Origin of the sequence: Methylobacterium haplocladii (assembly GCF_007992175.1) — a bacterium.
Taxonomy (GTDB): domain Bacteria; phylum Pseudomonadota; class Alphaproteobacteria; order Rhizobiales; family Beijerinckiaceae; genus Methylobacterium; species Methylobacterium haplocladii.
The window spans coordinates 1-24,352 of record NZ_BJZT01000034.1 but is presented as its reverse complement, the minus strand read 5'-3'; the positions used below and the strand labels follow the sequence as shown (position 1 = coordinate 24,352).

Annotated in this window: 18 protein-coding genes and 1 pseudogene; 4 read left to right on the top strand and 15 right to left on the bottom strand. The window is 69.3% G+C overall.

Features of this window, described 5'->3' with window-relative positions; all coding sequences use genetic code 11:
* Positions 1-32: 32 nt before the first annotated feature.
* The 3 genes from MHA02_RS15515 to MHA02_RS15505 all read right to left on the bottom strand — a co-directional run bounded on the left by MHA02_RS15515 (position 33) and on the right by MHA02_RS15505 (position 2,828).
* Positions 33-875, bottom strand: coding sequence for an AAA family ATPase (locus MHA02_RS15515; RefSeq protein WP_147080233.1), 843 nt, complete (start codon positions 873-875; stop codon positions 33-35).
* Between the two features lie 70 nt (positions 876-945).
* Positions 946-1,599: a hypothetical protein gene (locus MHA02_RS15510; RefSeq protein WP_147080231.1), complete on the bottom strand. Its 654-nt coding sequence runs from the start codon at positions 1,597-1,599 to the stop codon at positions 946-948.
* Positions 1,596-2,828: an ATPase gene (locus MHA02_RS15505; protein ID WP_147080229.1), complete on the bottom strand. Its 1,233-nt coding sequence runs from the start codon at positions 2,826-2,828 to the stop codon at positions 1,596-1,598. The genes MHA02_RS15510 and MHA02_RS15505 overlap by 4 nt, the downstream gene beginning before the upstream one ends.
* A 439-nt stretch (positions 2,829-3,267) precedes the next feature.
* Between MHA02_RS15505 and MHA02_RS15500 the strand changes: the two genes are divergently transcribed.
* Positions 3,268-5,154 (top strand): cation:proton antiporter domain-containing protein, encoded by a 1,887-nt coding sequence (locus MHA02_RS15500; RefSeq protein ID WP_147080227.1) that lies wholly within the window; start codon positions 3,268-3,270, stop codon positions 5,152-5,154.
* A gap of 133 nt (positions 5,155-5,287) precedes the next feature.
* Here the strand turns inward: MHA02_RS15500 and MHA02_RS15495 are convergent, their stop codons facing one another.
* Entirely contained in the window at positions 5,288-5,695 is a 408-nt protein-coding gene (locus MHA02_RS15495) for a hypothetical protein (RefSeq protein WP_147080225.1), read from the bottom strand.
* A gap of 269 nt (positions 5,696-5,964) precedes the next feature.
* Here MHA02_RS15495 and MHA02_RS15490 point away from each other — a divergent pair, with 269 nt between their 5' ends.
* Entirely contained in the window at positions 5,965-7,140 is a 1,176-nt protein-coding gene (locus MHA02_RS15490) for a vWA domain-containing protein (protein ID WP_147080223.1), read from the top strand.
* Positions 7,137-7,595 (top strand): bleomycin resistance protein, encoded by a 459-nt coding sequence (locus tag MHA02_RS15485; RefSeq protein WP_147080221.1) that lies wholly within the window; start codon positions 7,137-7,139, stop codon positions 7,593-7,595. Before MHA02_RS15490 ends, MHA02_RS15485 begins: the two co-directional genes overlap by 4 nt.
* Here the strand turns inward: MHA02_RS15485 and MHA02_RS15480 are convergent.
* Together MHA02_RS15480 and MHA02_RS15475 are read right to left on the bottom strand one after the other, a co-directional pair.
* Positions 7,564-7,884, bottom strand: a complete 321-nt coding sequence (locus MHA02_RS15480; RefSeq protein WP_147080219.1) for a 2Fe-2S iron-sulfur cluster-binding protein — start codon at positions 7,882-7,884, stop codon at positions 7,564-7,566. The two genes, MHA02_RS15485 and MHA02_RS15480, sit on opposite strands and share 32 nt — an antisense overlap.
* 162 nt (positions 7,885-8,046) lie before the next feature.
* Complete coding sequence (locus MHA02_RS15475; protein ID WP_238180124.1) at positions 8,047-8,379, bottom strand: Hpt domain-containing protein; 333 nt, start codon at positions 8,377-8,379, stop codon at positions 8,047-8,049.
* A gap of 289 nt (positions 8,380-8,668) precedes the next feature.
* Here MHA02_RS15475 and MHA02_RS15470 point away from each other — a divergent pair, with 289 nt between their 5' ends.
* Complete coding sequence (locus MHA02_RS15470; RefSeq protein ID WP_147080215.1) at positions 8,669-15,079, top strand: apolipoprotein A-IV repeat region-like domain-containing protein; 6,411 nt, start codon at positions 8,669-8,671, stop codon at positions 15,077-15,079.
* A gap of 371 nt (positions 15,080-15,450) precedes the next feature.
* Here MHA02_RS15470 and MHA02_RS15465 read toward each other — a convergent pair whose 3' ends face one another.
* The 9 genes and pseudogenes from MHA02_RS15465 to MHA02_RS15425 all read right to left on the bottom strand — a co-directional run.
* On the bottom strand, positions 15,451-15,858 hold the full coding sequence (locus MHA02_RS15465; RefSeq protein WP_147080213.1) for a hypothetical protein: 408 nt from the start codon (positions 15,856-15,858) through the stop codon (positions 15,451-15,453).
* A 291-nt stretch (positions 15,859-16,149) separates the two neighbouring features.
* Positions 16,150-17,130, bottom strand: a complete 981-nt coding sequence (locus MHA02_RS15460; protein WP_238180123.1) for a hypothetical protein — start codon at positions 17,128-17,130, stop codon at positions 16,150-16,152.
* A 39-nt stretch (positions 17,131-17,169) separates the two neighbouring features.
* On the bottom strand, positions 17,170-17,955 hold the full coding sequence (locus MHA02_RS15455; protein WP_147080211.1) for an HvfC/BufC N-terminal domain-containing protein: 786 nt from the start codon (positions 17,953-17,955) through the stop codon (positions 17,170-17,172).
* On the bottom strand, positions 17,952-18,893 hold the full coding sequence (gene bufB / locus MHA02_RS15450) for an MNIO family bufferin maturase (RefSeq protein ID WP_238180122.1): 942 nt from the start codon (positions 18,891-18,893) through the stop codon (positions 17,952-17,954). Before bufB ends, MHA02_RS15455 begins: the two co-directional genes overlap by 4 nt.
* A gap of 118 nt (positions 18,894-19,011) precedes the next feature.
* Positions 19,012-19,266, bottom strand: a complete 255-nt coding sequence (bufA2, locus tag MHA02_RS15445) for a BufA2 family periplasmic bufferin-type metallophore (RefSeq protein ID WP_147080209.1) — start codon at positions 19,264-19,266, stop codon at positions 19,012-19,014.
* A gap of 256 nt (positions 19,267-19,522) precedes the next feature.
* Positions 19,523-21,334, bottom strand: coding sequence for a thioredoxin domain-containing protein (locus tag MHA02_RS15440; protein ID WP_147080207.1), 1,812 nt, complete (start codon positions 21,332-21,334; stop codon positions 19,523-19,525).
* A gap of 72 nt (positions 21,335-21,406) precedes the next feature.
* Complete coding sequence (locus MHA02_RS15435) at positions 21,407-22,363, bottom strand: alpha/beta fold hydrolase (protein ID WP_147080205.1); 957 nt, start codon at positions 22,361-22,363, stop codon at positions 21,407-21,409.
* Between the two features lie 163 nt (positions 22,364-22,526).
* Positions 22,527-23,609 (bottom strand): bifunctional DNA-binding transcriptional regulator/O6-methylguanine-DNA methyltransferase Ada, encoded by a 1,083-nt coding sequence (gene ada, locus MHA02_RS15430; protein WP_147080203.1) that lies wholly within the window; start codon positions 23,607-23,609, stop codon positions 22,527-22,529.
* A 107-nt stretch (positions 23,610-23,716) separates the two neighbouring features.
* Positions 23,717-24,352 (bottom strand): annotated as a pseudogene (locus MHA02_RS15425) (DNA-3-methyladenine glycosylase 2); the annotation flags it as partial.

The window sequence follows — 24,352 nt, the reverse complement described above, 5'->3', positions numbered from 1 at the left end:
GGGGTCCCGCTGAGTTCGTGCGGCTTCCGGCCTCATCCCTTCCGCCGCGTCAAGAAGGCGAGCTTCTCGAACAGGCTCACGTCCTGCTCGTTCTTCAGGAGCGCGCCATGCAGTGGTGGGATCAGCTTGCGTCCATCCTGCTCACGAAGCGTCTCCGGTGCCACGTCTTCCGAGACCAGCAGCTTGAGCCAATCGAGCAACTCGGAGGTCGAGGGCTTCTTCTTGAGGCCCGGCACCTCGCGGGTCTCGAGGAACACCCGCAGGGCCTCCTCGACGAGGCGGTGCTTGATGCCGGGATAGTGGACGTCGACGATGGCCTTCAGGGTCTCGGCGTCGGGGAAGCGGATGTAGTGGAAGAAGCAGCGGCGCAGGAAGGCGTCCGGCAGCTCCTTCTCGTTGTTCGAGGTGATGATCACGATCGGGCGTTGCGCCGCCTTCACCGTCTCGCCGGTCTCGTAGACATGGAACTCCATGCGATCGAGTTCGGTCAGGAGGTCGTTCGGAAACTCGATGTCGGCCTTGTCGACCTCGTCGATCAGCAGAACCGGCCGCTCGGGCGCGGTGAATGCCTGCCAGAGCTTGCCGCGGCGAATGTAGTTGGCGATGTCCGAGACGCGCGGATCGCCGAGCTGCGAGTCCCGAAGCCGCGAGACGGCATCATATTCGTACAGGCCCTGCTGCGCCTTGGTGGTCGACTTGATGTTCCAGGTCAGCAGCGGCGCGCCGAGGCCCCGGGCGATCTCCTCGGCCAGCACCGTCTTGCCGGTGCCGGGCTCGCCCTTCACCAGCAGCGGTCGCTCCAGCACGATCGCGGCGTTGACGGCGGTGGTGAGGTCCGAGGTCGCGACGTAGGAGTCGGTTCCGGTAAAGCGCATCGGGGCCTTCGCGTTGCAGGGGCTTGCCGGGGGACTACGCGGCCGGCCCCTCCCCCGCAAGGATCAGACGCTAAAGCGACTTCCCGTCGTGCCACACGCAGTTCGTGCCCAGGATCGCGAGGTTCACGTCCGATTTCTGCGGCTGCGGCAGGATCTTGCCGTCCATGGCGACGTCGATCTTGATCTCGACCTGCCCCTTCGCCTCGTTCGTGCGGCGCGAGAAGTAGCAATACTGCTGGTAGGGCTTCTCCTCGGCCGGCTTGAAGTTCCAGCCGGTCACGATCTGGCCGTCCATGTAGGGCACCTGCTTGAACACCGTGAAGGTGGTGTTCACCGGCGCCTTCGAGCTTGGAGACGAATCCGCGCCGAGCTGGGCCTTGGTCGGCGTCGGCACCGCGGGCTCGCGCTGCGCGGGGAGGCCTTCGAGCTTCAGGGTGTTGTCGGTGAGCGTGACCTCGCCCTTGGTCTTGAGCGTCACGTCGGAGAGCGCCGTCTGCATCGCCGCTGCGATCCGCTCCGCCGCCGAGTCGAACTGGTTCATGTAGGCCCAGCCGTACGACGCCGCGCCGATGCCCACGCCGGCCAGCGCCACGAAGATCCCCGCCCCGATCGCCCGCTGCATGAAGGCGCGGGCGAAGATGATTCGGGATTCCGCCCGCAGCCGGCCGTTGACGTTCTGGGCGAGGACGAGGTTTTCCTGGGTACCCGACGTATGGATGCTCATGCGGTGGCTCCCGTGCTGGAGGCCGGCAGGTTCGACTGGACGAGGGGCGGCTGGCGGCTCGCGGCCTGCCGGTCGATCGGGATGATGGAGCCCGACGCCGCGACCGTCGGCGGCACCATCGGCCGCGGATTGCTGAGCTGCTGCTCCTCCCGCAGGGCTTCGGTGATCGAGGCCAGCAGGTAGGGCGTCGCCTCCGCCGAGACGTCGGCGCCGAGATCGTCTTCGTCCATGAAGGTCCGGCGCACCGAGACCGCCGAGAGCGCCAGGATGGTCGAGGCGAAGGCGGCACAGAGCGCCGGCACGAATACGAAGATGCGCAGGAAGGCGTGCACCTGCGCGTCGGTCACCTCGATCGGGTCGACGCCGTAGACCATCGCGGTGAAGCTGTGCAGCTGCGAGCGGTTGACCGCGTTGCGATAGGCCTGCTCGGTGTCGGCGACCTTGCGGTCGGCGGCGGCCCGGTCGATTCCGGCGCGCGCCTGACGGGCCGCTTCCAGATCCTTGATCACGGCGCCGCGGTCGGCGCCGGCCTTGGAGACGGCGGCGTTCAGCGTGGCGACGCGGGGATCGGCGACGCACTTCAGGTTCGAATAGGCCTTGCCCCTGCTGTTGGTGCCGGAGATGCGTTCGCAGCGCTGGGCCGGCAGGCCGGCGAGCTGTGAGGAGTTCTCGGCTCCACGCCGCTCGATCTGCTCCAGTTCGTTCGTGTACTGCGCCACGCGGGCATCGGCGGCGGCGATGCGGGTGTCGATGGAGGCGCGGTCGTTCTGTGCGTCCTTCATGGCGGTCTTCGCCTTGGCCGCATCCATCAGGCGGGGGTGGAACATCATCTCGCCGAGCTGCGACACGGACTTGGTGGTCACGCCGGCGGCGAAGACGATGCCGAGGATCGCGAGCCCCTTGATGAACCAGGAGCGCTGCGTGCGGGCCAGGATGCCCAGCGGCACACGGCAGAGCTCTACCGCGGCGTAGACCAGCGGGGCCAGCAGCATGAAGTGGAAGGCGCGGTTGTCACCATCGCTGTAATAATCCGCGAACAGCCACGCGCCGGCGAGCGAGGCGCCGATGACCATGAACTCGACGAGATACGCGATCCCGACATAGCCCCACTTGATCTTGTAGCCGCGCTCCACGTCGCGCGCCTGCTTCCAGCGCTGCGAATCCAGGGCCCATTCGCGCCGTTCGCGTAGGACGTCCCGGTTCGGAGGCTGCTTGCGGAGGGTGAGCATGCGGTCAACTCGGGCTCGAAAGGGCGCCTGGGTGTTTCTCACGAAACTCCCGCTGGGCCGTCACGGCCAGAAGGAGAACTCCCGGCGATCGGGAGTTTTGTGAGGTGCACCAAGCGCGACCTTAAGGGTTCGTTAACACGCTGGTTATGCGGGCATTGTGCCGAAGTTGTGCCGTGTGCGCCATGCGCGAACGAACCGGTGGATGGTGGCTTTCATGCATCAGGCCGCTACCGGCGCGTGTGCCGCCGTTCGACAGGCGAGGCAGGCTCGATGTGTGCTGCGGCACACCGGCCGAGCTTGGTCCCGGCCATATCGGCGAAAAATCCGTCCGCGGCCGAATTCCGGTTGCCCCGTCGAGGCTTGCACCTCCATGATGCTGGGGTGGCCGTCCTGCTTGCGGACGGTCGACCCTCGCAGAGAAGGCTGGGCAAGCGCGCCGATGACCGATCCGATCGCAGGCGGTGCACAGGTCGCCGCAACGGCCGAGCATCTCGGCGCCTACAAGGAAGCGATCATCTTCCTGGTGACGGCGGGTGTGGTGGTGCCGCTGTTTCATCGCCTGCGGATCAGCCCGGTGCTCGGCTTCATCGGCGCGGGTGCGCTGCTCGGCCCCTTCGGCCTGGGGCGGCTCGCCGAAGCGTATCCCTGGCTCGGGCCGGTCACCATCGGCAACCGCGCCGAGATCTCGCATCTCGCCGAGTTCGGCGTGATCTTCTTGATGTTCATGATCGGCGTCGAGCTGTCTTGGGAGCGCCTGCGCGTCCTGCGCCGGCTCGTCTTCGGTCTCGGTTCGATCCAGGTGATCGCCTCGGCCACCGCGATCGGCGGCCTCCTCGCCGTCACGGGCCAGCCGGCGGCTGCCTCCATCGTCGTCGGGATCGGGCTTGCGCTCTCGTCCACCGCCGTGGTGCTTCCGGTGCTCGCCGAGCAGAAGCGCCTCAACACGCCGTCCGGCCGCACCAGCTTCGCGGTGCTGCTGTTTCAGGATCTGGCCGTCGCCCCGGTCCTGTTCGCCATCGCGGTGCTCGGCCGCAACGACGGCGGCAATGTCGGCAGCGCGCTCGCCCTGGCGTTGGGTCAGGCGGCGGTGGCGATCGTCGTCATCGTCATCGCCGGCCGGCTGGCGTTGCGCCCGCTGTTCCAGCTCGTAGCGCGGACCAAGTCCCCCGAGCTGTTCATGGCGGCCTGCCTCCTCGTCATCGCCGCGACATCGCTGACGGCGGCGGCGAGTGGCCTGTCGATGACGCTCGGCGCATTCGTCGCCGGCCTGCTGCTCGCCGAGACCGAGTATCGCCGCGCGATCGAGGCGACGATCGATCCGTTCAAGGGCCTGCTTCTCGGTGTGTTCTTCGTCTCGGTGGGCATGAGCCTCGATCCGGCTCAGCTCGTCGCGGCGCCGGTGCTGATTCTCGGCCTCGCCATCGCGCTGCTCGTGGTGAAGGGCGCGGTGATCCTGATCGCCGCTCGCATCATGCGGCTGCCGAAGGCGGTAGCCTTCGAGGCGGCCTTGCTGCTCGGCCCCGGCGGCGAGTTCGCCTTCGTGCTGCTCGGCGGCGCCATTGCCGGCGGCCTCGTGCCGGATGGCCTCGGCCAGACCGCCCTCGTCGTCACCACCGTGACCATGGTAGCGATCCCGCCTTTGGCGCTCCTGGCCCGGCGGATCGGCCGGCGCACGACCGGGACCAATCTCGGTCGGGCTCGGGCCGAGCCGCCGCCGGACGCGCAGCAGGATCGCGTCATCATCGCGGGCTACGGCCGCGTCGGCCGCCTCGTCGGCGAGATGCTGAAGCGCCACAAGATCCCGTTCATCGCCCTCGATTCCGATCCTGTCCGGGTCGGCGAACAACGCCGCCTCGGCAACCCGGTCTATTTCGGAGACTCCTCGAACACCGAGCTGCTGCGCCGCTGCGACATCGCCACGGCGCGCGCCCTCGTCGTAACGCTCGACACGCCGAGCCGCGTGGAGGCCGTGGTGCAGGCAGCCCGTGCCGAGCGGGCCGATCTCACCATCGTCGCCCGCGCCCGCGACGCCCGCCACGCGACCGAACTCTACGAGATGGGCGTCGACGACGCCGTGCCGGAGACGATAGAGGCCTCGCTGCAGCTGTCGGAGGCGGTGCTCGTGGATGTCGGCGTGCCGATGGGCCTCGTCATCGCCTCGATCCACGAGCGCCGCGATGAATTCCGCACCATGCTCAAGCGCAAAGAGGCGGAGACCCGTCCGGTCTTCCGTGCCCGCCGCACGATCGGCAAGACCGTGGACGTGAAAGCGGCGGACGCCGCGAAGGACGAGAAGACCAAGGCGGCGCTCGGCAAATCGGCCTGATCGGGACGATCACCGGTCCAAGTCGCAACGTCACGTGGCAATCACCACGATCCTCATGCTTCGAGGCTCGCTCACGCGAGCACCTCGGCATGACGGGCGTGGGTGATGGCAGATCCGTAACGCTCGAACCGCTTCAATCGTCCCGGTCCGCGTCGCGCTCGTCGTCGTCGTTCATCAACGGAGGCGGCGGGCGGGAGCTGGGCGGCTCATCCGCCAGGCTGCAGCGGTAGACCACCTCGTCCGGCGCGCCCATCGCAGCGTTGATCGGCACGGCGACGGTGTCACCGTGGAAGCGCCACTTGCGGGTGCCCTTGTCCCAGTAGAGCCAGACCGTCTCCTCGTGGCCCTTCACGTCAAACACCGCCGCCTTCTTCGACATGGCCCGCACGGTGCGCGGCTCGTAGAGCCCCTTGCGCCGATAGGCTTCGCGGAATTGCGGCGGTTGCCGCTCGATGAGGGTGTTGTGCACGATCTGAATCGTGGCGCCCGGCTTCCGTAGAAACCGTTTGAAGTCGCTCAAGGAACGCAAGACGACAGTCATCACAACCATCCGGCCGACAAGTCCGGGTACGCTGGACTTAGTGCATTGACTTGATTGTCAGCTTCGTGACGGAGTCGATGACTCTCCAAAGCCGCAGCCTCGACATATCCACCGGAATCAGATTCTTTCCACAGGTGAGTGGGTGGAGCGCTGCCACGCTTGCGAGATTCTTAGCCAAGTCACGAGAATTGCTGGCGCTTCCCTAACGCCGGCGTGACCGGACGGCCCGGGCTTGACCCCGGCGGCAGCCTCGGGTGGTGTCGTCCGCAATGCTGCTCAATCTCTTCACCGCCCTGCGCGCGGCCAAGGTCCCGGTCACGCTGCGCGAGCACCTGACACTCATCGACGCGCTCGACCGCGACCTCGCGGAGAAGCAGGTGGAAGAGTTCTATCTGCTGGCGCGAACCGCCCTGGTGAAGGACGAGCGCAACCTCGACCGCTTCGACCGGGTCTTCGGCGAGGTCTTCAAGGGCGTCGAGACGGTGGGCGAGGCGATGGAGCCCGCAGCCATCCCCGAGGAATGGCTGCGCAAACTCGCCGAGAAGTATCTCACCGACGACGAGAAGGCCGAGCTGAAGGCGCTCGGCTGGGACAAGCTGTTCGAGACCCTGAAGCAGCGCCTCGCCGAACAGAAGGAGCGCCACCAGGGCGGCTCGAAATGGATCGGCACGGGGGGCACCTCCCCCTTCGGCGCCTACGGCTACAACCCCGAGGGCATCCGCATCGGCCAGGACGGCAACCGCAATTTTCGCGCGGTGAAGGTCTGGGACAAGCGCGAGTTTCGGGATCTCGACGACGGCGTCGAGCTCGGCACGCGCACCATGCGGATCGCGCTGCGCCGGCTACGCCGTTTTGCCCGCACGGGCGCGGTGGAAGAACTCGATCTCGACTCCACCATCCGCGAGAGCGCGCGGCAGGGCTATATCGACGTGCGGCTGCGCCCTGAGCGGCGCAACGCCGTGAAGGTGCTGCTGTTTCTCGACGTCGGCGGCTCCATGGATTGGCACGTGGAGCTCGCCGAGGAGCTGTTTTCGGCCTGCCGCAGCGAATTCAAGCACTTCGCTCACTTCTACTTTCACAACTGCCCCTACGAGTCGGTCTGGACCGAGAACCGCCGCCGCCACGAGGAGCGCACGCCCCTGATCGACGTGATCCGCACCTATGGCTCGGATTACCGCGTGGTCTTCGTCGGCGACGCCTCCATGAGCCCCTACGAGATCGCCATGGCCGGCGGCTCGGTGGAGCATTGGAACGAGGAGCCGGGACAGGTCTGGATGAACCGCGTGCTCGATCACTTCCCGAAGGCCGCCTGGCTCAACCCGGTTCCCGAGGCGCACTGGGCCTACACGCAGTCGATCGGCATGATGCGGCGTATTTTTTCGGAGCGGATGTTTCCGCTGACGCTTGGTGGGATCGACGCGGCGACGCGGTCGCTGCTGAAATGAGCGATCGTCTGCCAGAGGGCGGCTTCAGCGCGCTGGTGCCGGAACTCGACGTCACCGATCTCGACGCGAGCTTGTCCTTCTGGCGCGACCGGATCGGCTTCCGCGTCGCTTATGCCCGGCCTGAGGCGGGCTTCGCCTATCTCGAACGGGAGGGCGCGCAGGTGATGCTCAACCTCGTCAACGGCAATTGGGAGACCGCGCCGCTGGAGCGTCCCTTCGGCCGTGGCATCAATCTGCAGATCGCGGTGGCGGCGCTCGATCCGATCCTGGCGCGGCTCGGTGCAGCCGGCTGGCCGCTGTTTCGCCCGGCCCACGAGGCTTGGTACCGGGTCGGCGATCAAGAGACGGGCCTGAGGCAGTGCCTCGTGCAGGACCAGGACGGCTACCTGCTGCGCTTCGCCGAGGCTCTCGGCCGGCGCCCCCTCAGCCCTGCCGCGCCGGCGTCGTCACCGTGAGGCCGTCGAGTTCGGGCTTGATCCGGATCTGGCAGGACAGGCGGGACGTCGAGCGGACGTCCGTGGCGAAGTCGAGCATGTCCTGCTCCATCGGCTCGGACGGGCCGACGGCCTCCATCCAGGCGTCGTCGACATAGACGTGGCAGGTCGCGCAGGCGCAGGCGCCGCCGCACTCGGCGTCGATGCCGGGCACGTTGTTGCGGATCGCGGTCTCCATCACGGTCGATCCGACCTGACCGTCGATCGTGCGGGCCGTGCCTGCGTGATCGACGTAGGTGATCTTGGGCATGCCTTGCTCCGCGATGGTGCCGATGCGCCGGGGCGCGTTCCAAATAGCCTTCGCGCCGCTTGTTGGCGGGGCGCGGGCCGGAATGCAAGCGCAGACGGCGGGTACCGACCGCCTTCGGGCGCCTACGCCGCAGCGCAGAGGGCCGCCTGATCCGCCAGAGCGTTAGCCCTGCCCGGCGAGGACCGCGAGCGTCTCGTCGACCGCGAGCGCCAGCGCTTGGACGAGATCGGGCACAGCCGGGCTCCCGGCCCGCAGCGCGTCCTCCGCCTCCGACGCGCGGCTCGCGATCCGCGTCGTACCGACGCCGAGCGCCGAACCCTTCAGCGTATGGGCGAGATCGGCACGCTCGGTTGCCGACAGCGACACGTTCTCGAGGCCCGGCATCAGGCGCCGGCACTGCTCCGAGAACAGGCCGAGAAGCTCATTTGCGAAATCGTCGTCGCCGCCTGTCTGGGCCTCGAGATGGGCTCGATCGATAAGCGTTTCGTCGGCCAAGTCCGTCTCCCGACTCCGTTTTCCGGATCGCGTTATGATTTCGGGTCGATCTGTCCACAGCCGAGGTTCGGCTGCGCCGCACCGTTTAAGCGTTGGAGCGCCATGACATAAGCTGCCTGTCCGAGTGGTTCCGCCGGCTTGGTAACCATTCCGTTAAGGTTTTTGTCCGCTCCCGCCATGCTCGGGTATCCGGCACCCGCAGCGGGGACTAAACTTCGAGGACGAACGGGTAAATCCGTCTCCGCCCGGGCTCGTCCCGATGCGGAGGCCGCGTGTAACGAGGCGTTTCATGGCCACGGAAAAGAAGCTCAAGGATCCGGCGGAGGCCGCCCTCTCCGCGATCGAGCAGGCCTTGGCCCTGGACATGTCGAATCTCGATCTGTCATCCGAGGGCCGGGCGAAGGGCTCCTTCGCCGAGCCGCCGATGGGGCTGTCCTTCGGGGACGCCACCGAGCGTCCGGCCAACGATCGTGTCGAGCCGCGCATGCCCGATGTCGGCGACAACGATCCGTTGAACGACCCGAGCGGGCGGCTGGCTCCCCCGCCCCTCGATTTCGGAAACGGGCTGCCGCAGGCGGAGCGGGGCCGTTCCCGGCGCGAGGGCGGGTTGCTGCCGCCCGACCGCTCGCTCGTGGCGAACGACGACCGCCAGAGCATCGGTGTGCTGCAGCAGACGCTGCGCGTCCGCCCTTCCCGCAAGCCCTACGTCTTCGCGGCCATCTTCTCGTTCCTGTGGCTGAACGGCCTGATCGCACTCGCCTGGAACCAGTCCGGCGGAGACCTCAAGAGCTACATCACGGCACTGACCGCCCTGCAGGCCGCCGTCGGCGCGACGGCGCTCGCCGGCCCGATCCTGCTCTTCCTGATCACTGCGATGCTCGCGGTCCGCGCCCAGGAGATGCGTCTCGTCGCCCGCGCGGTCGGCGAGGTCGCGATCCGGCTGGCGGAGCCCGAGTCGTTCTCGACGGATGCCGTGCTGACCATGTCCCAGACGGTGCGCCGTGAGGTCGCCGCCGTCGGCGACGGCGTCGAGCGGGCGCTGGCCCGTGCCGGCGAGTTGGAGACCCTGGTGCGCGGCGAGATCGCCACCCTGGAACGGGCTTATTCCGACAACGAGATCCGCATCCGTACCCTCGTCGACGAGCTCGTCGCACAGCGTGAATCCATCGTCGCCAACGCGGAGCGCGTGCGCGGCGCCATCACCGGTTCGCACCAGAACCTCAGCCAGGAGCTCGAGGGCGCCGCCGAGCGCATCGTCAACGCCGTCACCGGCGCGGGCGACCGCGTCACCGGTGCCCTGGAGAGCCGCGGCGAGGCCATCACCGGCGCGCTGGGCGAGGCCGGCGAGCGCGTGGTCGGGCTGGTCTCGACCCGCGGCGACGAGCTGATCCAGCGCCTGCTCGCCACCAACGAAAGCGTGCGGGCCGGCATCGCCGAGTCCGGCGACACCATGACCCGCACGTTCGAGACCCGCGCCAACGAGGTCGCCCGCGCCTTCGAGGCGGCGAGCGGCACGCTGACCGCGAGCCTGTCCGACCATGCCGGCACGGTCGCGCGCGCCCTCCAGGAGACCGGTTCGGGCGTCGTCACCATGCTCGGCCGCCAGGGCGGCGAGGTCCGCGAGAGCTTCGAGCGCTCGGCGCAGGAGCTGGAAGCGGCCTTCCTCGCCCGCGGCGGCGAACTGTCCGAGCGCTTCGCCGCGACCGGTTCCGAGATCACCGCGCGTTTCGCCGACACGGGCGACGCCTTCCGCCGCGACTTCACCGCGGCCGGCGTCTCGCTCACCGACGACATCGCCGCCCGCAGCGCGGCTTTGCGCAACGAGATCGAGGCGGCCGGCGCCGGCGTCTCCGATACCATAGACGCCCGCGGCCGCGACGCGCAGGCTGCGCTGGCCCTCACCGCCAGCGGCGTGGTCGAGGCCTTCACGGCCCGCGCCGGCAGCGTGCGCGACGAGCTCACCGCCTCGGCCGAGCACATCGCCGGCAGCGTCGGCGAGCGCGGCGCGGAACTCGCCGGCCGGATCGAGGCGGCCGCTCACCGCCTGCACGAGACCGTCACCGTTCACGGCAACGACCTCGCAACCGGGCTCGACGCGTCGGCCGAGCGCGTCTCCGGCCTGATGGCGCAGCGCGGCCGCGAGGCCGTCGCAGAGGTCGAGACGGCCCTCTCCCGGATCGGTACCACCTTCGAGAGCCATGCCGGCGATGCCGTCGCCCGCTTCCGCGACACGGCCGACAGCGCGGGCGGCACCGTCGTGCAGCGCCTGGCCTCGGCCACCCTGCGCTTCGAGGAAGCATCCCAAGGCCTGCGCCAGGCGGCCGACGACTCGGCCGGCCATGTCGAGGCCCGCACCGCCCAGATCTTGGAGCGCTTCCGGTCCTCCTCCGAGGGCTTCGCTGGCGAAATCGGCACGCGCACGGACGCTTCTCTCCAGGCCGTCGAAGCCGCCATCGCCCGCCTCGGTGACGGGCTCCAGGCCCGCGCCGAAGAGGCCACCGGTGCCCTCGCCTTCGCCTCGGCAGGGATCGGCGAGGCGCTGGGCGCCCGCATGGGCGAGCTGGAGTCGCGCTTCGGCCAGCACGGCGACAGCCTCACCGGGCTGCTCTCGACCCATACCGACGACGCACAGAACCGCCTCGCCTCGGCCGGACACGAGATCGTGCTCGCGATGACGACCCAGGCGGCGCGCATCAACGACGTGCTGACCCGGACCGGCACCGCCTTCGCCGAGACCGCCGACAGCCGCGCCCGGGCCGTCGACGACGTCCTCAACAACCGCTTCGCCGCCCTGCAGGAGACCATCGCCCGGGGTGACATCCTCGCGGAGAAGATTTCGCGCGATACCCATGCGCTCACCGGCACCGTGGGTGGTCATCTCGAACAGATGGACCGGATCATCACCGTGCAGGGCCAGTCGATGGCCGACCGCATCGCCGAGCGCACCCGCGAGGCGCGCGAGGCCGTAGACGCCCATCTCGGCCAGCTCGAGGAGCGCTCGGCGCAGCGTTCCGAGGAGATTCGCGCCACCATCGCCGGCCTCGTCGGGAGCATCGACACACAGCTCGGCGCCCGCACGCAGGTCCTCGATGAGACGCTCGCGGCCCGCGCCGGCGAGATCGGCGCGCGCATCGAGCGCCAGACCTCCGACCTCGTCGCCCGCCTCGACGAGAGCGCCGGCCGCATCGACAGCGGCGTGCTGAACCGCCTCACCGCCGTCGGCGCCACGCTCGAGGAGCGCGCCCGCGCCATCGACGAAACGCTGGGCGCCCGCGCGGGCGATCTCGGTGCCCGCTTCACCCAGCAGACCACCGACCTCGTCGCCCGTCTCGACGAGAGCGCCAACCGCTTCGACACCGGCGTGCTCAGCCGCCTCGACGCCGTCGGCACCACGCTGGAGGAGCGCGCCCGCGCCCTCGACGAGACCCTCGACGCCCAGGCGGTCGACGCCGTCCGCCTGATCGAGGCGCGCCTGCGCGCCGCCGCCGACGACCTGTCGAGCCGCACCCGCGAGATCGTCGCCTTCGTCGAGACCCGCAGCGGTGGCACCAGTCAGGCCCTCGCCAGCCATGCCGACGCGATCCGCCGTGCCTTCGACGAGCGCACCGACGCCTTCAATCAGCTCTTCGACGAGCGCACCGCGGCGATGGTCTCGACCATCGACGAGCGCGGCAACCGCGTCGTCGGCTCGCTCGATGGTCGCGTCTCCGAGATCGCGCGCCTGTTCGACGGCGGCGGCGACTCCCTCACGCAGGCCCTCGACCAACGCAGCCAGACCATCCTGTCGAGCCTGCGCACCATCGTCGAGGAGGCGGACCGGCTGGTCGGCGACGGCGCCGGACGCCTCGGCGAGGCCGTCGCGACCCGCACCCACGAGATCCGCGACCTCCTCGACACCCGCACCCAGGATCTGCGCCGCGTGGTCGAGGAAGGCACCGGAACGATCCGCGGCCAGCTCGACACCGGCACGGACCGCTTCCGCGCCAGCGTCGACGAGCGCGTCCGCGGCATCCAATCCGTGCTCGACAGCCATGCCGGCGAGGTCCGCGGGCTGCTCGACACCCATGCGAGCGCCCTCGGCGAAGGCTTCGACAGCCGGATCCGGCCGCTGCACGAAGGCCTTGCCGACAAGGCCCGCGAGTTCCTGTCGGTCGTCGAAGCCGGTCTCGGCCACACCACCGGCGCGATGGAGACCCGCACCAACGCGCTGGCTGCGATGTTCGACGACCGCCTCGGCCAACTCGACGGCGTCTTCGAGAACCGCGTGAGCGCGCTGACCCAGCAAGTCGACCAGCGTTCGCACGGCATCGCCGCATTGTTCGACGAGCGCCTGCGCGCGCTCGGCAGTCTCGTCGAGACGCAAGGCGCCGGCATCACCCAGGCTTTCGACGACCGCAGCCAGGACTTCACCAGCCGGATCGACAGCCGGATGAAGACTTTCGCCACGCTGGTCGCCTCGCGCGCCGACGCCCTCGCCGACGCCTTCGACGAGCGCCACGACGCCTTCGCCGGCCTCGTCGACGAGCGCACCGCCCGTACCATCGCGGCGATGGACGAGCGCGTGAACAAGCAGGCGGCGCTGGCCGAGGCCCATGCCAGCGCGCTCGCCCGCGTGCTCGACCAGCGCAACGAGGCCGTCGCCGCGCTCCTCGACAGCCGCAACGCCGCCGTCGCCGACACCATGCGCCAGCGCACCGAGGCCGCCGCCGGACTCATCGAGGCCCAGGTCGAGGATCTCGCCCGACGCCTCGACGGCAGCGCCGAATCCGTCGCTCGCACCCTCGCGGACGGGACCGCCTCCGTCGTCGAGGCCATCGACGGCCGCGGCCGCGCCGTCATTGAGGGCATCGCCAGCCATACCGATCGCCTGCGCCAGACCGTCGATGGTCCGGCCGCCGCGGTCGCCACCGCCTTGTCCGAGCGCGGCGCGCAGATCGAGCGTGCTCTCGCAGAACACGGCACCCCGCTGGTCGAGGCGCTACGCGAACGCGCCGACGAATTCGTCGCCCGCACCGGCGCCTCGGCCGAGGCGCTGCGGACTGCAATCGAGGAGGGCACGACGCGCTCCACCGCCTCCCTCGCCCAGGCCAACGAGCTGCTCGGTCGCAACCTCGGCGGCGTGCTCGGCCGCATCGAGGGTGCCAACACCGCCATGCGTGATCTGGTCTCCGGCGCGACGGGCAATCTTGACGCGATCGAGCATGGCCTTGCCGGCCGTGTCGAGCAGATCCAGGCGGCGATCGGCCAGATCGTCGGCGAGGCGAGCCGCGCCACCGAGGGCGTCTCGACCCAGGTGGTGGCCTTGCGCGAGGTCTCGCAGGGCGTCCTTACAGAGGCGGCGGCGCTCGCCGCCTCGCTCGATGCCCGCAGCCGCAGCCTCGGCGAGCAGACCCAGACCCATGTCGCGAGCCTGACCGGTGCCGCCGGTTCGATCGAGACGATCGAGAGTCGCCTCGCCGAAACCCTGAAAGGTCGCCAGGGCGACGTCGAGGGCGTGCTCGCCCGGATCGAGGAGCGCTCGCAGGCGCTCGAGGCGCAGTCGGCCCGGTTCTCGGCCAGCGTCGGGGACACGTTGCGCGCCGCCGAGGCGCGGGCCAAGGAGATCGGCGAAGGCCTGTCGCAGGCCGCCATCACCGCCGGCAGCAGCGTCACAGGCGATTTCGAGCGCCTGCGCTCGGGTGCCGACGAGCAGAGCGAGCGCACGGTCGCCGCCGTCAAGGCGACGATCGCTTCGGCCTCGAGCCAAATGACGGAAGCGCTCACCGCCGCCTCCGCCGGCTTCGGAGAATCGGTCACCGCGATGAACGCGATGGCCGCCGAGATCCGCCGCGAGCTCGATGCCACCCGCGCCGAGATCCAGCGCGGCGTGCTGGAGATCCCGCGCGAGACGCAGGATCAGACCAGCGAGATGCGCCGGGTCGTCTCCGAGCAGATCGAGGCGCTCAACGCCCTCGCCAGCCTCGTCTCGCGCTCCAACCGCGGGGCCGACGTTGTGCAGCCCCAGGCCATCGAACAGCGCCGCGTGGCCGAATCCGGCCGCGGCGGGTCCGTCGCCGAGCCGGCGAGGGCGCCCGCTCAAGCGGCACCGCAGTCCGCGCCCTCCCCGGCTCCGAGCGCCTTCAAGGGGGCACCGCAGGCACCGGCACAGACCGCCTCGCGCCCGGCGCCGTCATCGGGGACCGCGCAGCTCGTCCAGTCGGCTTCCCGGCCGAGCCAGACCGCGCCCCGCGCCGGCGGCAACCGCGGCTGGCTCTCCGACCTGCTGACCCGCGCTTCCCTCGACGACGACGAGGGCGACGCCCCTGCCCCCGCCAGCGGCACCGTTGCCGCGACGCCGGCCGCCTCCACGGCCAGCCGCACGACGCTCGACGGCATTTCCACCGACATCGCCAAGATGGTCGACCATCAGGCGGCGGTGGACCTGTGGAACCGCTACCGCCGGGGCGACCCGAACCTGTTCGACGGCCGGCTCTACACGGCTCAAGGCCGCGAGACCTTCCAGGACCTGAAGCAGCGCTACGGCAGCGACGGCGAGTTCCGCCGCACGGTCGACCGCTACGTCGGCGAGTTCGAACGGCTCCTCGGCGAGGTCACGAAGAACGACCGCGACAGCAAGCGCGCCGACGCCTACCTGACCTCCGAGACGGGCAAGGTCTACACGATGCTGGCCCATGCCAGCGGGCGGTTCGACGGGATCTGAGCGGACGGCATCCGAGGGGAGGCCGGTCCGCCGTTCCCCCACATCGAACCGGCGGCGCGCTCGATGCGCCGCCGGTTTCATGCCTCGCCCGGTGATGCCTACAGTGTTCTCCGCACCGACCTCCGGACGGGTGGGACGCCAGCGGAGGCGGACTCGAGCCCCGGCTGGCGTCCCGAGGCGCTCCGACGATTGCGGTGCTCGGATCGCGACGCGGACGCGGTGCTTCTGGCCGGGACCGGATCACCTTCCGCTGCGCTGCAGGCGTCCAAGGCGTGGCTGCGCCACCCGAACGCATGGACCGGAAGCAGCAAGTCCCGGTCCGCCGACGCTGACTTCACGAGAAGTGCCCGACCGCTTGGGTCCGGCAACCGTCAATCGGCCCGGCTTGCGCCCTCGGGCCGTTGAGCCGCGAAACCCAGGCTGGATGGTGCCAGCAGACCCTGCACGCGCTCACGCAGGCCACGGGGCGCCGAGAGCACGCGGATACGGGTTGGGACAGGGGCCACACGCTTCACGAGCCGCAACATGGTGTCGAAGGCGAGCCGCAGGTTGCAGGGGCTCGGTTCGAGCTTCGCCGAGGACAGCGCGACGGCCGCATCCTGCCACAACTGGGCATGGGGGCCGTGCCGCGCGTCGTCGATGCCGTGCCGGTTCAGCGCCGCCAGCCCATCGGGAACTGTGGAGATGATCGTCGTGCCGAATTCCGGACGTGATGGATCGAGCCAGACGACGACCGGCTCAGGCAAGCTCTGCGATGAATCGATGTCGAGATGGGGCATGACTCCGTCTCCTGCCTCGGTCTTAGGTCTCATATGGATCAAGTCGATATCCACGCAAGAGTTCATTGTCAGTTCTTCAAAAGTTGATTGCTTGAGGCCGTGAACCGAAAACAGTAGCCTCAGTTTCGTTCAAATTTGAGAAAGAGCTTTGATTGAGGGTTGAATCAATCTTGGATACGGATCTTTAATGACCACGTCTCGCTGGAACCGAGCGACCATTCCCGGGGACGCCGCTGGCTCGATTGGCGTCCGGCGCGAATCGGTGTGGCCTGGGTTCGGCGCGCAAATGGGCTATGGCGCCGTGATGGCGGATCGGATCGGGGCGAGGGTAGCCGCGTCGTCGAAGCGGATGCCGCCGCGCGTCGCGACGATCCCGAGGTCGCGCCACAACGCGGCCAGGTCCGGAGCGGTCGGGCGGAGCCCCATGTCGGCATAGAGGTCCGAGAGCACGCCGACGCCCACGGACCTGTCGGCCGTCGCCAGGATGCGGCGGATCGGCCAGTCGACCTCGTGGCTGCCGCCCGCCGTGAGAACGCCGCGCATGGCGTCCCGCAGGCCAAGGCGATTGCCCGTGGCCTTGCGGATTCCGACATCGGCTATCAGGCAGAAGACGGCACCGCCCCAGTAGATGCGACCCCAGCGCTGCGTACCCTTGAGCCCGGCATCGCCGCGGCCGGGAAGGCCCTGCGGCATGTCGCGGACCATGTCGGCCCAGATCGTCTGGGGCGAGAGGTCGCCGGCCTGGACCCGCGCGACCGGCTCGACGTAGACGGCGAGGCCTTCGGACAACCAGTTCGAGCGCTGGTCCATGTCGGGCAGCGCGGTGTGCACCATCTCGTGCACCATCATCCAGTCGCGGCTCAGGTCGGCCGTATCCGCCTCGGCTCCGACGAGTATCCGGATCGCCGCGCCGCGATAGCCCCAGGTCGTGCCGCCCTGCACGCCTGGACCGCCGACGGGCACGATCAGCAGCCGCAGCGACCGAACCGGAAAGCGCCCGTAGTAAGTGGTCACGGCCGTGGCCGAGCGGCGGACCCAGTCGAAGATCTCGGCGCGTGGCAGCGCGAGCGCACCCGGCGCGAATCCGACGTGGATGGTGCCACCCTCGACGACGATATCGGTCCTGGGCAACCGGTCGAAGGCGGCATAGGGCATGCCTTCGCCGGCGAGGAATTCGGAGCCGGCACCGCGCCCGGCCTTCGACGAGACGGCGACCAGTGCGGCAGCCCCGCCGAGCAGGAAAGCACTCCGGGTCGGCTTGAGCTGGACCATCGCCTGCCCTTCGGATGTGCCGGCGACCGTCGCGTGAACTCAACCGCCGATCGTGAAGCCGCCCAACATGCCCGTACTCACCCATCCCTGCAGATAGCCCGCCGCCCGCCCGGCCGCGTTGTCGGGATCGTCGTAGGTCGCCGCCATCTCGCAGAGCACGCCGAAGGGCACCGCAGAGCAGGCCTCGTCCCACATCATCGCCTCTTCCGCGGACATCGGGCGGATCATCGCGGTGAGGTCCTCGCGCCAGACGATCAAGCGTTCCGGCTCAGCCGGGGTCTCGACCTCGGGCGGAGTCGTTTCCTCCTTGAGCGCGTCCCAGATCGCGAAGGCGTTGGTCTTCAGGTCGAGGCGGCGCGCGCTCGGATGGGGCTGAAAGACGAGATCCTTGAAGGAATCCGGCGCGACCTCGCCGAAATCGGTCAGCGTCAGCACCGCCCCATCCGGGGCATCGAAGGCGTCGGACAAAGCGGTCTCGATGCCCGAGACCTCGCCTACGGCCCGATAGTCGCGATAGGGCTCGGTGGCGGCCAGGAACTCCGGCAGCCCCTGGCAGAACCAGCGCAGGTTCGGATGCCGGGAGGGCCGCGCGGCGATGTAGGCGCGGGCCATCTCGTCGAAGCCGTCGTCGCCGAGATAGGCGTGGAGCAGCGGGTTCTCGTTGCGCATCACCTCGACGAGGCGCGCGCCGTAGGCGTGTCGGTAGACCGAGAACAGTACGTCGCGCCGCTCCTTCGTGCTGTCCAGGATCTCGGCGAGCACGCCCGCGTCGCCCTCCAGGATCGCGCGCTGGAAGTCGGCCTGCTGCTGCGCGAAGCCGCTCATCCGTTGGCCCGCTGCGTGCGCGGGATCGCGGCATCCCCCAGGATCTCGCGGGCGGCGCTGCGGGTCTGCTCCATCTCGACGAGGAGTTCGGCGAGCGGCGGGATGTTGTCGTCGCGCTCGATGATGGTCGAGACCGGGCCGAAGCGCTTCAGCGCCGCCCGGTAGAGATCCCAGACGTCGTCGCAGACCGGCTGGTCGTGCGTGTCGATGATGTGCGTGCCCATGTGGCTGTGGCCGGCCATGTGGAACTGCACGACGCGATCCTGCGGGATGCCTTCCAGGAAGGTGTAGGGATCGTAGCCGTGGTTGAAGGCCGAGACGTAGACGTTGTTGACGTCGAACAGCAGCCAGCAGCCGGTGCGGCGGGAGAGCTCGGAGATGAACTCCCACTCGGTCATCTCGGAATTCGAGAATTGCACGTAGGTCGAGACGTTCTCGAGCGTCAGCGCCCGGCAGAGGTAGTCCTGCACGAGGTGGACCCGGCTCGCGACGTGGTCGAGGGATTCCTGCGTGTAGGGGATCGGCAGCAGGTCATGCAGGTTCTTGCCGTGGACGCCGGTCCAGCAGAGGTGGTCGGAGATCCATTTCGGCTCGACGCGCTGCGCCAGCGCCTTGAGCTCCTTCAGGTAGTCGTAGTCCGGCGGCGCGGTGGAGGCGATCGAGAGCGAGACGCCGTGCATCACGACGGGATAGCGCGCGCGGATCCGGTCGAGGATCTGCAGCGGGCGCCCGCCCGGGATCATGTAGTTTTCGCTGATCACCTCGAACCAGTCGATCGGCGGATCGCCGTCGAGGATGTCGGTGTAGTGCTGGGCACGCAGCCCCAGGCCGAAGCCGAGGAAATCGGGCTTCTTGGCGGCCGGTCTCCGGCCGGGCCGGTCCTCGGAAACGGATCGCGCCTCGCCGTCAACGACGGTCGTCCATTCGTTCAGCATCATGGCGATGACCCTGTCGTGTGGACGCGAGGCTCGGAGGCGCTGCCCCTTTCGTCAAGCCCGGTCCTTGAAACGAAAAGGGCCCGGCGATCGCCGCCGGGCCCATTCCGAAGAGAGGTGATCAGCCCTTCGAGAACTCGCCGCCGGCCTTGCCGCAAGCGGACTTGGACGACATCGTGAAGCCCTGGCCCTTGCAGGCGTTCTGGCCCTTGCAGGCATTCTGAGCGGTCTTGCAGGCGCCCTGGCCCTTGCAGGCGTTCGCGCCCTGGCAATGACCCTTGGCGGATTTCGCATAGGCGACGGGGGTCATCGCGACACCGGCGAGGAACATCGTGGCGGCGGCGGTGGCGACACCGGACTTGGCGGTCATCTTCATGGAAGGCATCCTCTCGCGTTCGTTGGCGTGCCGTCTTTCGCGGAAAAGCCCAGCCCCCTCTGGCGGCGTCGCTTTCCGGCCCTGCAGCACGATCGATCGAACCGGTCCGGAGACCCGGCGCTCCGGACATCGCGGCTGCGATCTCCGAGGGGCGCCGGTGGGTTTCTCCTACCTGTTCCCGAGGCTGTACGAGACGCGCCTCCGAAAAGTTACGCGGGCGACGAAAATATTCGCGACGCCATGCCCCAGCGTCGGATCAGCGCGCCGGGTCCGTCCGACGCTTGGCCGAATCCGCGAGGCTCATCGCGTCCATCTGAGCGACCGTCGCCTTCAGATCCGCTGCGGTGAATGTCGGCAGCGAGCAGAGATGGCCACTGCAAGCGAAGGCCGCCGGCTGGTCGATCTCGGGATAGTCGACATCGGGGTTCGGCAGCCGGCCCTCGCTCCTGTCCCACCAGTCGAGGCGCTTGTAGCTCGCCGGCAGAGCGCGCGCGGCGGCGAACAGTTCGCGCGCGGCCGGATCGGATTTCGGGCCGACCACGGTCATGTGGGTCGGAGCCGCGCTCAGTTCCCGGTCGGCCAGCAGCGCGCCGGCGAGCGGCCGCTCGATCTCGGGCAGGGCGCCGGCGACGTAGCGCATGGCGTGGAGCGCGAGATCGCGGTCGCCCGGCTTGCCGGTGTACTGCGCCAGCAGGTTGAGGACGCGCGCCGCCGCGATCTGGTCGTCGAGGGACTTCGCGGGTTTGGCGAGCGCGCCGCTGTCGCCCTCGGCTTGTGCCGCGCTGGTGAAGCCGCCGTCCTCGTCCTCGAACGTTTTGGCGATGAAAGCCCCTGCCCCCTCGGCGGACGCCAGCCAGGTCCGGTCGCCCGTCGCCGCGTAGAGATCGAGAAAAGCCTGCGCCATGGCGAGGGTGTCGCCGAGGAACGGCCCGCCGCGATCGTCTGCGCCGTGGCGAAAGCCGCCGCCGGGCACTGCACGGTTCGCCTGCACCCAGCGCGCGGCGGTCTCGGCCGCCTTCAGCGCCTCCGGATCGCTCGCCGCATTCGCGTAGGCTGTCAGGCCGCTGATCGCCCAGCCGTTCTCGCGGGCGTATATGTGCGTGTCGATCTTCGGCAGGCCCTTCGCCCGGCGGCCGGCATCGTCGAGGGCGTAATAGACGTGCCCGTCGACATCGTGGCTGAGATCCGCGTCCTGGCTGACGTAGAAGGCGCCCTCGGGGCTCTTCAGAAACGTCGTGAGATAGCCTGCGATCCTATTCGCGGCGGAACGGTATCGCGGGTCGTGCCATCGGGCATAGGCCTGGCTGTACTGGCGCAGGTACTGCGCCTGGAACGACATGATTTTTTCGTAGTGCGGCGCGGACCAGTCGGGCTTGTCCGAGTACTGGTAGACTCCGCCCCAGACCGGATCGATCAGCACCAGCGCCTTGTCGAGGGTACGCCGGGCCTGCCGCTCGGCCTTCGTGTCCCCTGCCTCGGCGCGGGCCACGGCAAGATCGAGGCTGTCGGCGTCGATGTATTTCAGCGGCTGGCCCCAGCCGGCATTCTCCGCGTCCCAGGCATCGGCGTAGCTTTCGTTCAGCGCGCCGAGCTGCTCCTTGCCGAGCGTATGCGTCTCGGCCGGGACGACTTTCAGCGCCTCGGCCACGGACGGTCCCGGCGTCGGGTCCTCGACCGCCGCGTTCAGCAAAGCCGCCATCCGTTCCGGCTCGACGAAGCCGCGCAGCTTGGCGATCTCTGTGCCGTCGGGCGCGAACACGATGGTCGCCGGCCAGCCCCAGTCGCCATAGCGGCTCGAGAGATCGGGATTGGCATCCTGGTCGGCCCGCACCGCGATGTATTTTTGGGCGATGAGCTCCGAGACCGCGGCGTCGCCGTAGGTCTTCTGCTCCATCACGTGGCACCAGTGGCACCAGACCGCTTCGAGATCGAGGATCACGAGTTTGTTCTCAGCCTTGGCGCGGGCGAACAGATCCTGCCGCCAGCCCTGCCAGCTGATCGGCTCCGCGAAAACCGGGCTGCCGATGAGCGCGCCGGCGAGCAACACCGCGATCCGAAGCCGTCTCATGACGTCCGTCCCTGTCCATTCGAGCCCTGAGGCCGGTACGGGCGGGGTGCGACAAAAGTTACAGCCGACGCCTCAGCGCCCGCCGAGGGTTCGGTCCAGAAAGCCCCGCATCAGCGTGGCGACCTGATCCGGCGCCTCGTCCAGGGCGAAATGTCCGGCCTCGACGAGGTGGATCTCCGCCGCCGCCACGTCGCGGGCGTAGGCCGCGGCGCCGGCCACCGCGAAGGAGGGATCGTAGCGGCCCCAGACGACGAGCGTCGGCGGCTGCCACTCGCGCAGCCAAGCCTGCCAGCGCGGGTACGACGCCACGTTGGTGCGGTAATCGTAGAAGAGGTCGCTCTGGATCGGCATCTGCCCGGGCCGGCTCAGATGCGCGAACTCGTCGGTCCAGAGATCGGGGTCGTAGCGCTCAGGGTGCGGGCTGGTGCCGACATGGCGCTGTCGCGTCGCCGCGAGCGAGAGCAGGTTTTCGCGCAACGCCGCTTCATGGGCCGACCGGTCGGCCCAATAGGCGCGCCGCGGCTCCCAGAGTGGGCCGAGGCCGTCCTCGTGCGCCACAGCGTTCTGCACCACCAGCGCCGTGACGCGCTCGGGATGCGCCAGCGCGAGGCGGAAGCCGACCGGGCCGCCGTAATCCTGCACGACCAGTGCATAGCGCGCGAGGCCAAGCGCCTGGGTGAGCCGGTCCGTGATCTCTGCGAGATGGTCGAAGGTGTAGGCGAAGCGCTCGGACTCCGGCGCATCGCTGTGACCGAAGCCCGGATAGTCCGGTGCGACGAGGTGATAACGGTCCGACAGCCGCGACAGCAGCGGCTCCCACATCCGCGAGGACGAGGGGAAGCCGTGGAGGAGAAGGAGCGTCGGCGCATCCCTTGGCCCCGCTTCGCGGTAGAAGATCGAGAGGCCGTCGACCGTCACGCTGCGATAGGCGGTCGGCTGCGGCGCGGGAGCGGCGTGCCCGGCATCGGGGGGCGCGAATGCGACGACGGCGGCCAGGGCGAGGGGGCGGAGTGCGGCAAGGCTTCGCATGATCGGCTCCTCTTCGTTTGACGGAACGATCGCGTCGGCCCCTCCCCGGCGCAAGCCCGTCACGCAGCATGGTGAAGGATGACCGTCGTCGGGTCGCGCACGCGGCTGCGGATGCGGCGTTCGTCTGGACGAGGATTGCGCGATGTCCGGCAGGATACCGGCGTCAGCCCCGCTCCCGTTCGATCAGGCTGCGCTTGCGCGCGACGCCCCAGCGATAGCCCGAGAGCGAGCCGTCCGAGCGCACCACCCGATGGCAGGGAATCGCCAGCGCCACCGGATTCGCCCCGCAGGCCCGCGCCACGGCCCGTACCGCATTCGGCTCGCCGATGGCGCGGGCAACTTCCGTGTAGGTCGCGGTCGTGCCGGCCGGAATGCGTTTCAGGGCCTCCCAGACCTTCTGCTGGAAGGCCGTGCCGTGGATGTCGAGGGGCAGCGCGACGCTGCGGCCGGGCGCGTCGGCCATCCCGACCACCTGCGCCACGAGCGTCTCGAAGCCGGCATCGCCGCCGGTCAGCTCGGCCTTGGGGAAGCGGTCCTGCAGCGCGCGCACCAGCGCGTCCGGGTCGTCGTCCATCATGATGGAACAGACGCCTTTCGCCGTTGCGGCGACCAGGATCGACCCCAGCGAGCATTCCCCGATGGCGAAGCGGATCGCGGTGCCCTCCCCGCCCTGGCGATAGGTCGTCGGACTCATCCCGAGCCGCTCGCCCGCCTCGGCATAGAACCGGCTCGCGGCGTTGTAGCCGGCATCGTACACGGCTTCCGTGACGGTGCGCGCAGCGCGCAGGCCGGTGGCGACGCGGCCAGCGCGATGAGCCCCGGCATAGGCCTTCGGCGTCACGCCGGTGATCCGCCGGAAGGTGCGGTGGAAGTGGTAGGGGCTCATGCCGGCCGCTTGTGCGAGCGCATCGAGGGCGGGCGGCGTCTCGGCCTCCTCGATCAGCCGGCAGGCACGCGCCACGGCCTCCGCCTGGACCTCGTCGCGCGAGGCTGCGTCCGGCCGGCAGCGCTTGCACGGTCGGAATCCTGCGGATTCCGCTTCCGCACAGGTGGCGTAGAACCGGACGTTCTCGCGCTTGGCGCGCTTGGCCGGGCAACTCGGGCGGCAATAGATGCCCGTGGTCTTCACCGCCGTGACGAAGCTGCCGTCGGCGGTCTTGTCGGCCGCGCTGAAGGCGGCCCAGCGCGCTTCGTCGCTCGTGTCGGCAGCGCGGTTTCGCGGGCGTTCGACGGCCCGGATCTGCATGGCTCGGGTCTCCTTGTCGGCGTCGGCTACGATGACCACACCCTGACCGAGGTCCCCTTCCCCGGCATCCCGGCTCTTGCTCGGCAATTTTGTCGGACGATGGCCGCTCATCGATCGAACCGCGTCGCGAGCTTAGCTGCGATCTTCGCGGCTTCCGTCTCGGCATCGCTCGCCCAGAGATGCATCGCAGCATAAGCCCGGAACGGCCGCCACGCCTCGGCGCGCGCGTGCAAGTCCCGCGGCGTGGGGCGGCCCGAGCCGGTATCGAGGGCGCGCATCAGGCCGATATCGCCGGCGGGCAGGGCGTCCGGCTCTCGGAGCGCCCGCATCGCGATGTAATGCGCCGTCCAGTCGCCGATGCCGGGCAAGGCCTTCAAACGGGCGACGGCCGCCTCCAGCCCCTGACCCGCTCCGAAAAGATCGGGCTCGGCCATCACGGCCGCGGCCACAGCCCGGATCGCCGCGCCGCGGGCGCGCGGCATGTTCAGGACGAGCGAGATATCGGCCTCGACCAGGGCCTCGGGCGAGGGAAAGACGTGGGTGAGGCCCGCCCCTTGCCCCGTCAGCGGCGCGCCGAAGGCCGCCACCAACTTGCCCGCGAGCCGGGTTGCCGCTGTCACCGAGACCTGCTGGCCGAGGATACCGCGTACGGCGAGCTCGAACCCATCCCAGGCGCCCGGCACGCGCAGCCCCGGCCGCGCCGCGACGAGGCGGGCGATGACCGGGTCGGCTCGGAGTCGCCC

Bases quoted from the DNA above. Each gene is read 5' to 3' on its own strand.
- MHA02_RS15455 (WP_147080211.1), bottom strand. From the start codon at position 17,955: ATGAGCGGCTTCGCGCAGCAGCAGGCCGACTTCCAGCGCGCGATCCTG.
- MHA02_RS15480 (WP_147080219.1), bottom strand. From the start codon at position 7,884: ATGCCCAAGATCACCTACGTCGATCACGCAGGCACGGCCCGCACGATC.
- MHA02_RS15505 (WP_147080229.1), bottom strand. From the start codon at position 2,828: ATGCTCACCCTCCGCAAGCAGCCTCCGAACCGGGACGTCCTACGCGAA.
- MHA02_RS15460 (WP_238180123.1), bottom strand. From the start codon at position 17,130: ATGGTCCAGCTCAAGCCGACCCGGAGTGCTTTCCTGCTCGGCGGGGCT.
- MHA02_RS15500 (WP_147080227.1), top strand. From the start codon at position 3,268: ATGACCGATCCGATCGCAGGCGGTGCACAGGTCGCCGCAACGGCCGAG.
- MHA02_RS15490 (WP_147080223.1), top strand. From the start codon at position 5,965: ATGCTGCTCAATCTCTTCACCGCCCTGCGCGCGGCCAAGGTCCCGGTC.
- bufA2 (WP_147080209.1), bottom strand. From the start codon at position 19,266: ATGAAGATGACCGCCAAGTCCGGTGTCGCCACCGCCGCCGCCACGATG.
- MHA02_RS15485 (WP_147080221.1), top strand. From the start codon at position 7,137: ATGAGCGATCGTCTGCCAGAGGGCGGCTTCAGCGCGCTGGTGCCGGAA.
- bufB (WP_238180122.1), bottom strand. From the start codon at position 18,893: ATGATGCTGAACGAATGGACGACCGTCGTTGACGGCGAGGCGCGATCC.
- MHA02_RS15470 (WP_147080215.1), top strand. From the start codon at position 8,669: ATGGCCACGGAAAAGAAGCTCAAGGATCCGGCGGAGGCCGCCCTCTCC.
- MHA02_RS15435 (WP_147080205.1), bottom strand. From the start codon at position 22,363: ATGCGAAGCCTTGCCGCACTCCGCCCCCTCGCCCTGGCCGCCGTCGTC.
- MHA02_RS15495 (WP_147080225.1), bottom strand. From the start codon at position 5,695: ATGACTGTCGTCTTGCGTTCCTTGAGCGACTTCAAACGGTTTCTACGG.
- MHA02_RS15440 (WP_147080207.1), bottom strand. From the start codon at position 21,334: ATGAGACGGCTTCGGATCGCGGTGTTGCTCGCCGGCGCGCTCATCGGC.
- MHA02_RS15515 (WP_147080233.1), bottom strand. From the start codon at position 875: ATGCGCTTTACCGGAACCGACTCCTACGTCGCGACCTCGGACCTCACC.
- MHA02_RS15510 (WP_147080231.1), bottom strand. From the start codon at position 1,599: ATGAGCATCCATACGTCGGGTACCCAGGAAAACCTCGTCCTCGCCCAG.
- ada (WP_147080203.1), bottom strand. From the start codon at position 23,609: ATGCAGATCCGGGCCGTCGAACGCCCGCGAAACCGCGCTGCCGACACG.
- MHA02_RS15465 (WP_147080213.1), bottom strand. From the start codon at position 15,858: ATGCCCCATCTCGACATCGATTCATCGCAGAGCTTGCCTGAGCCGGTC.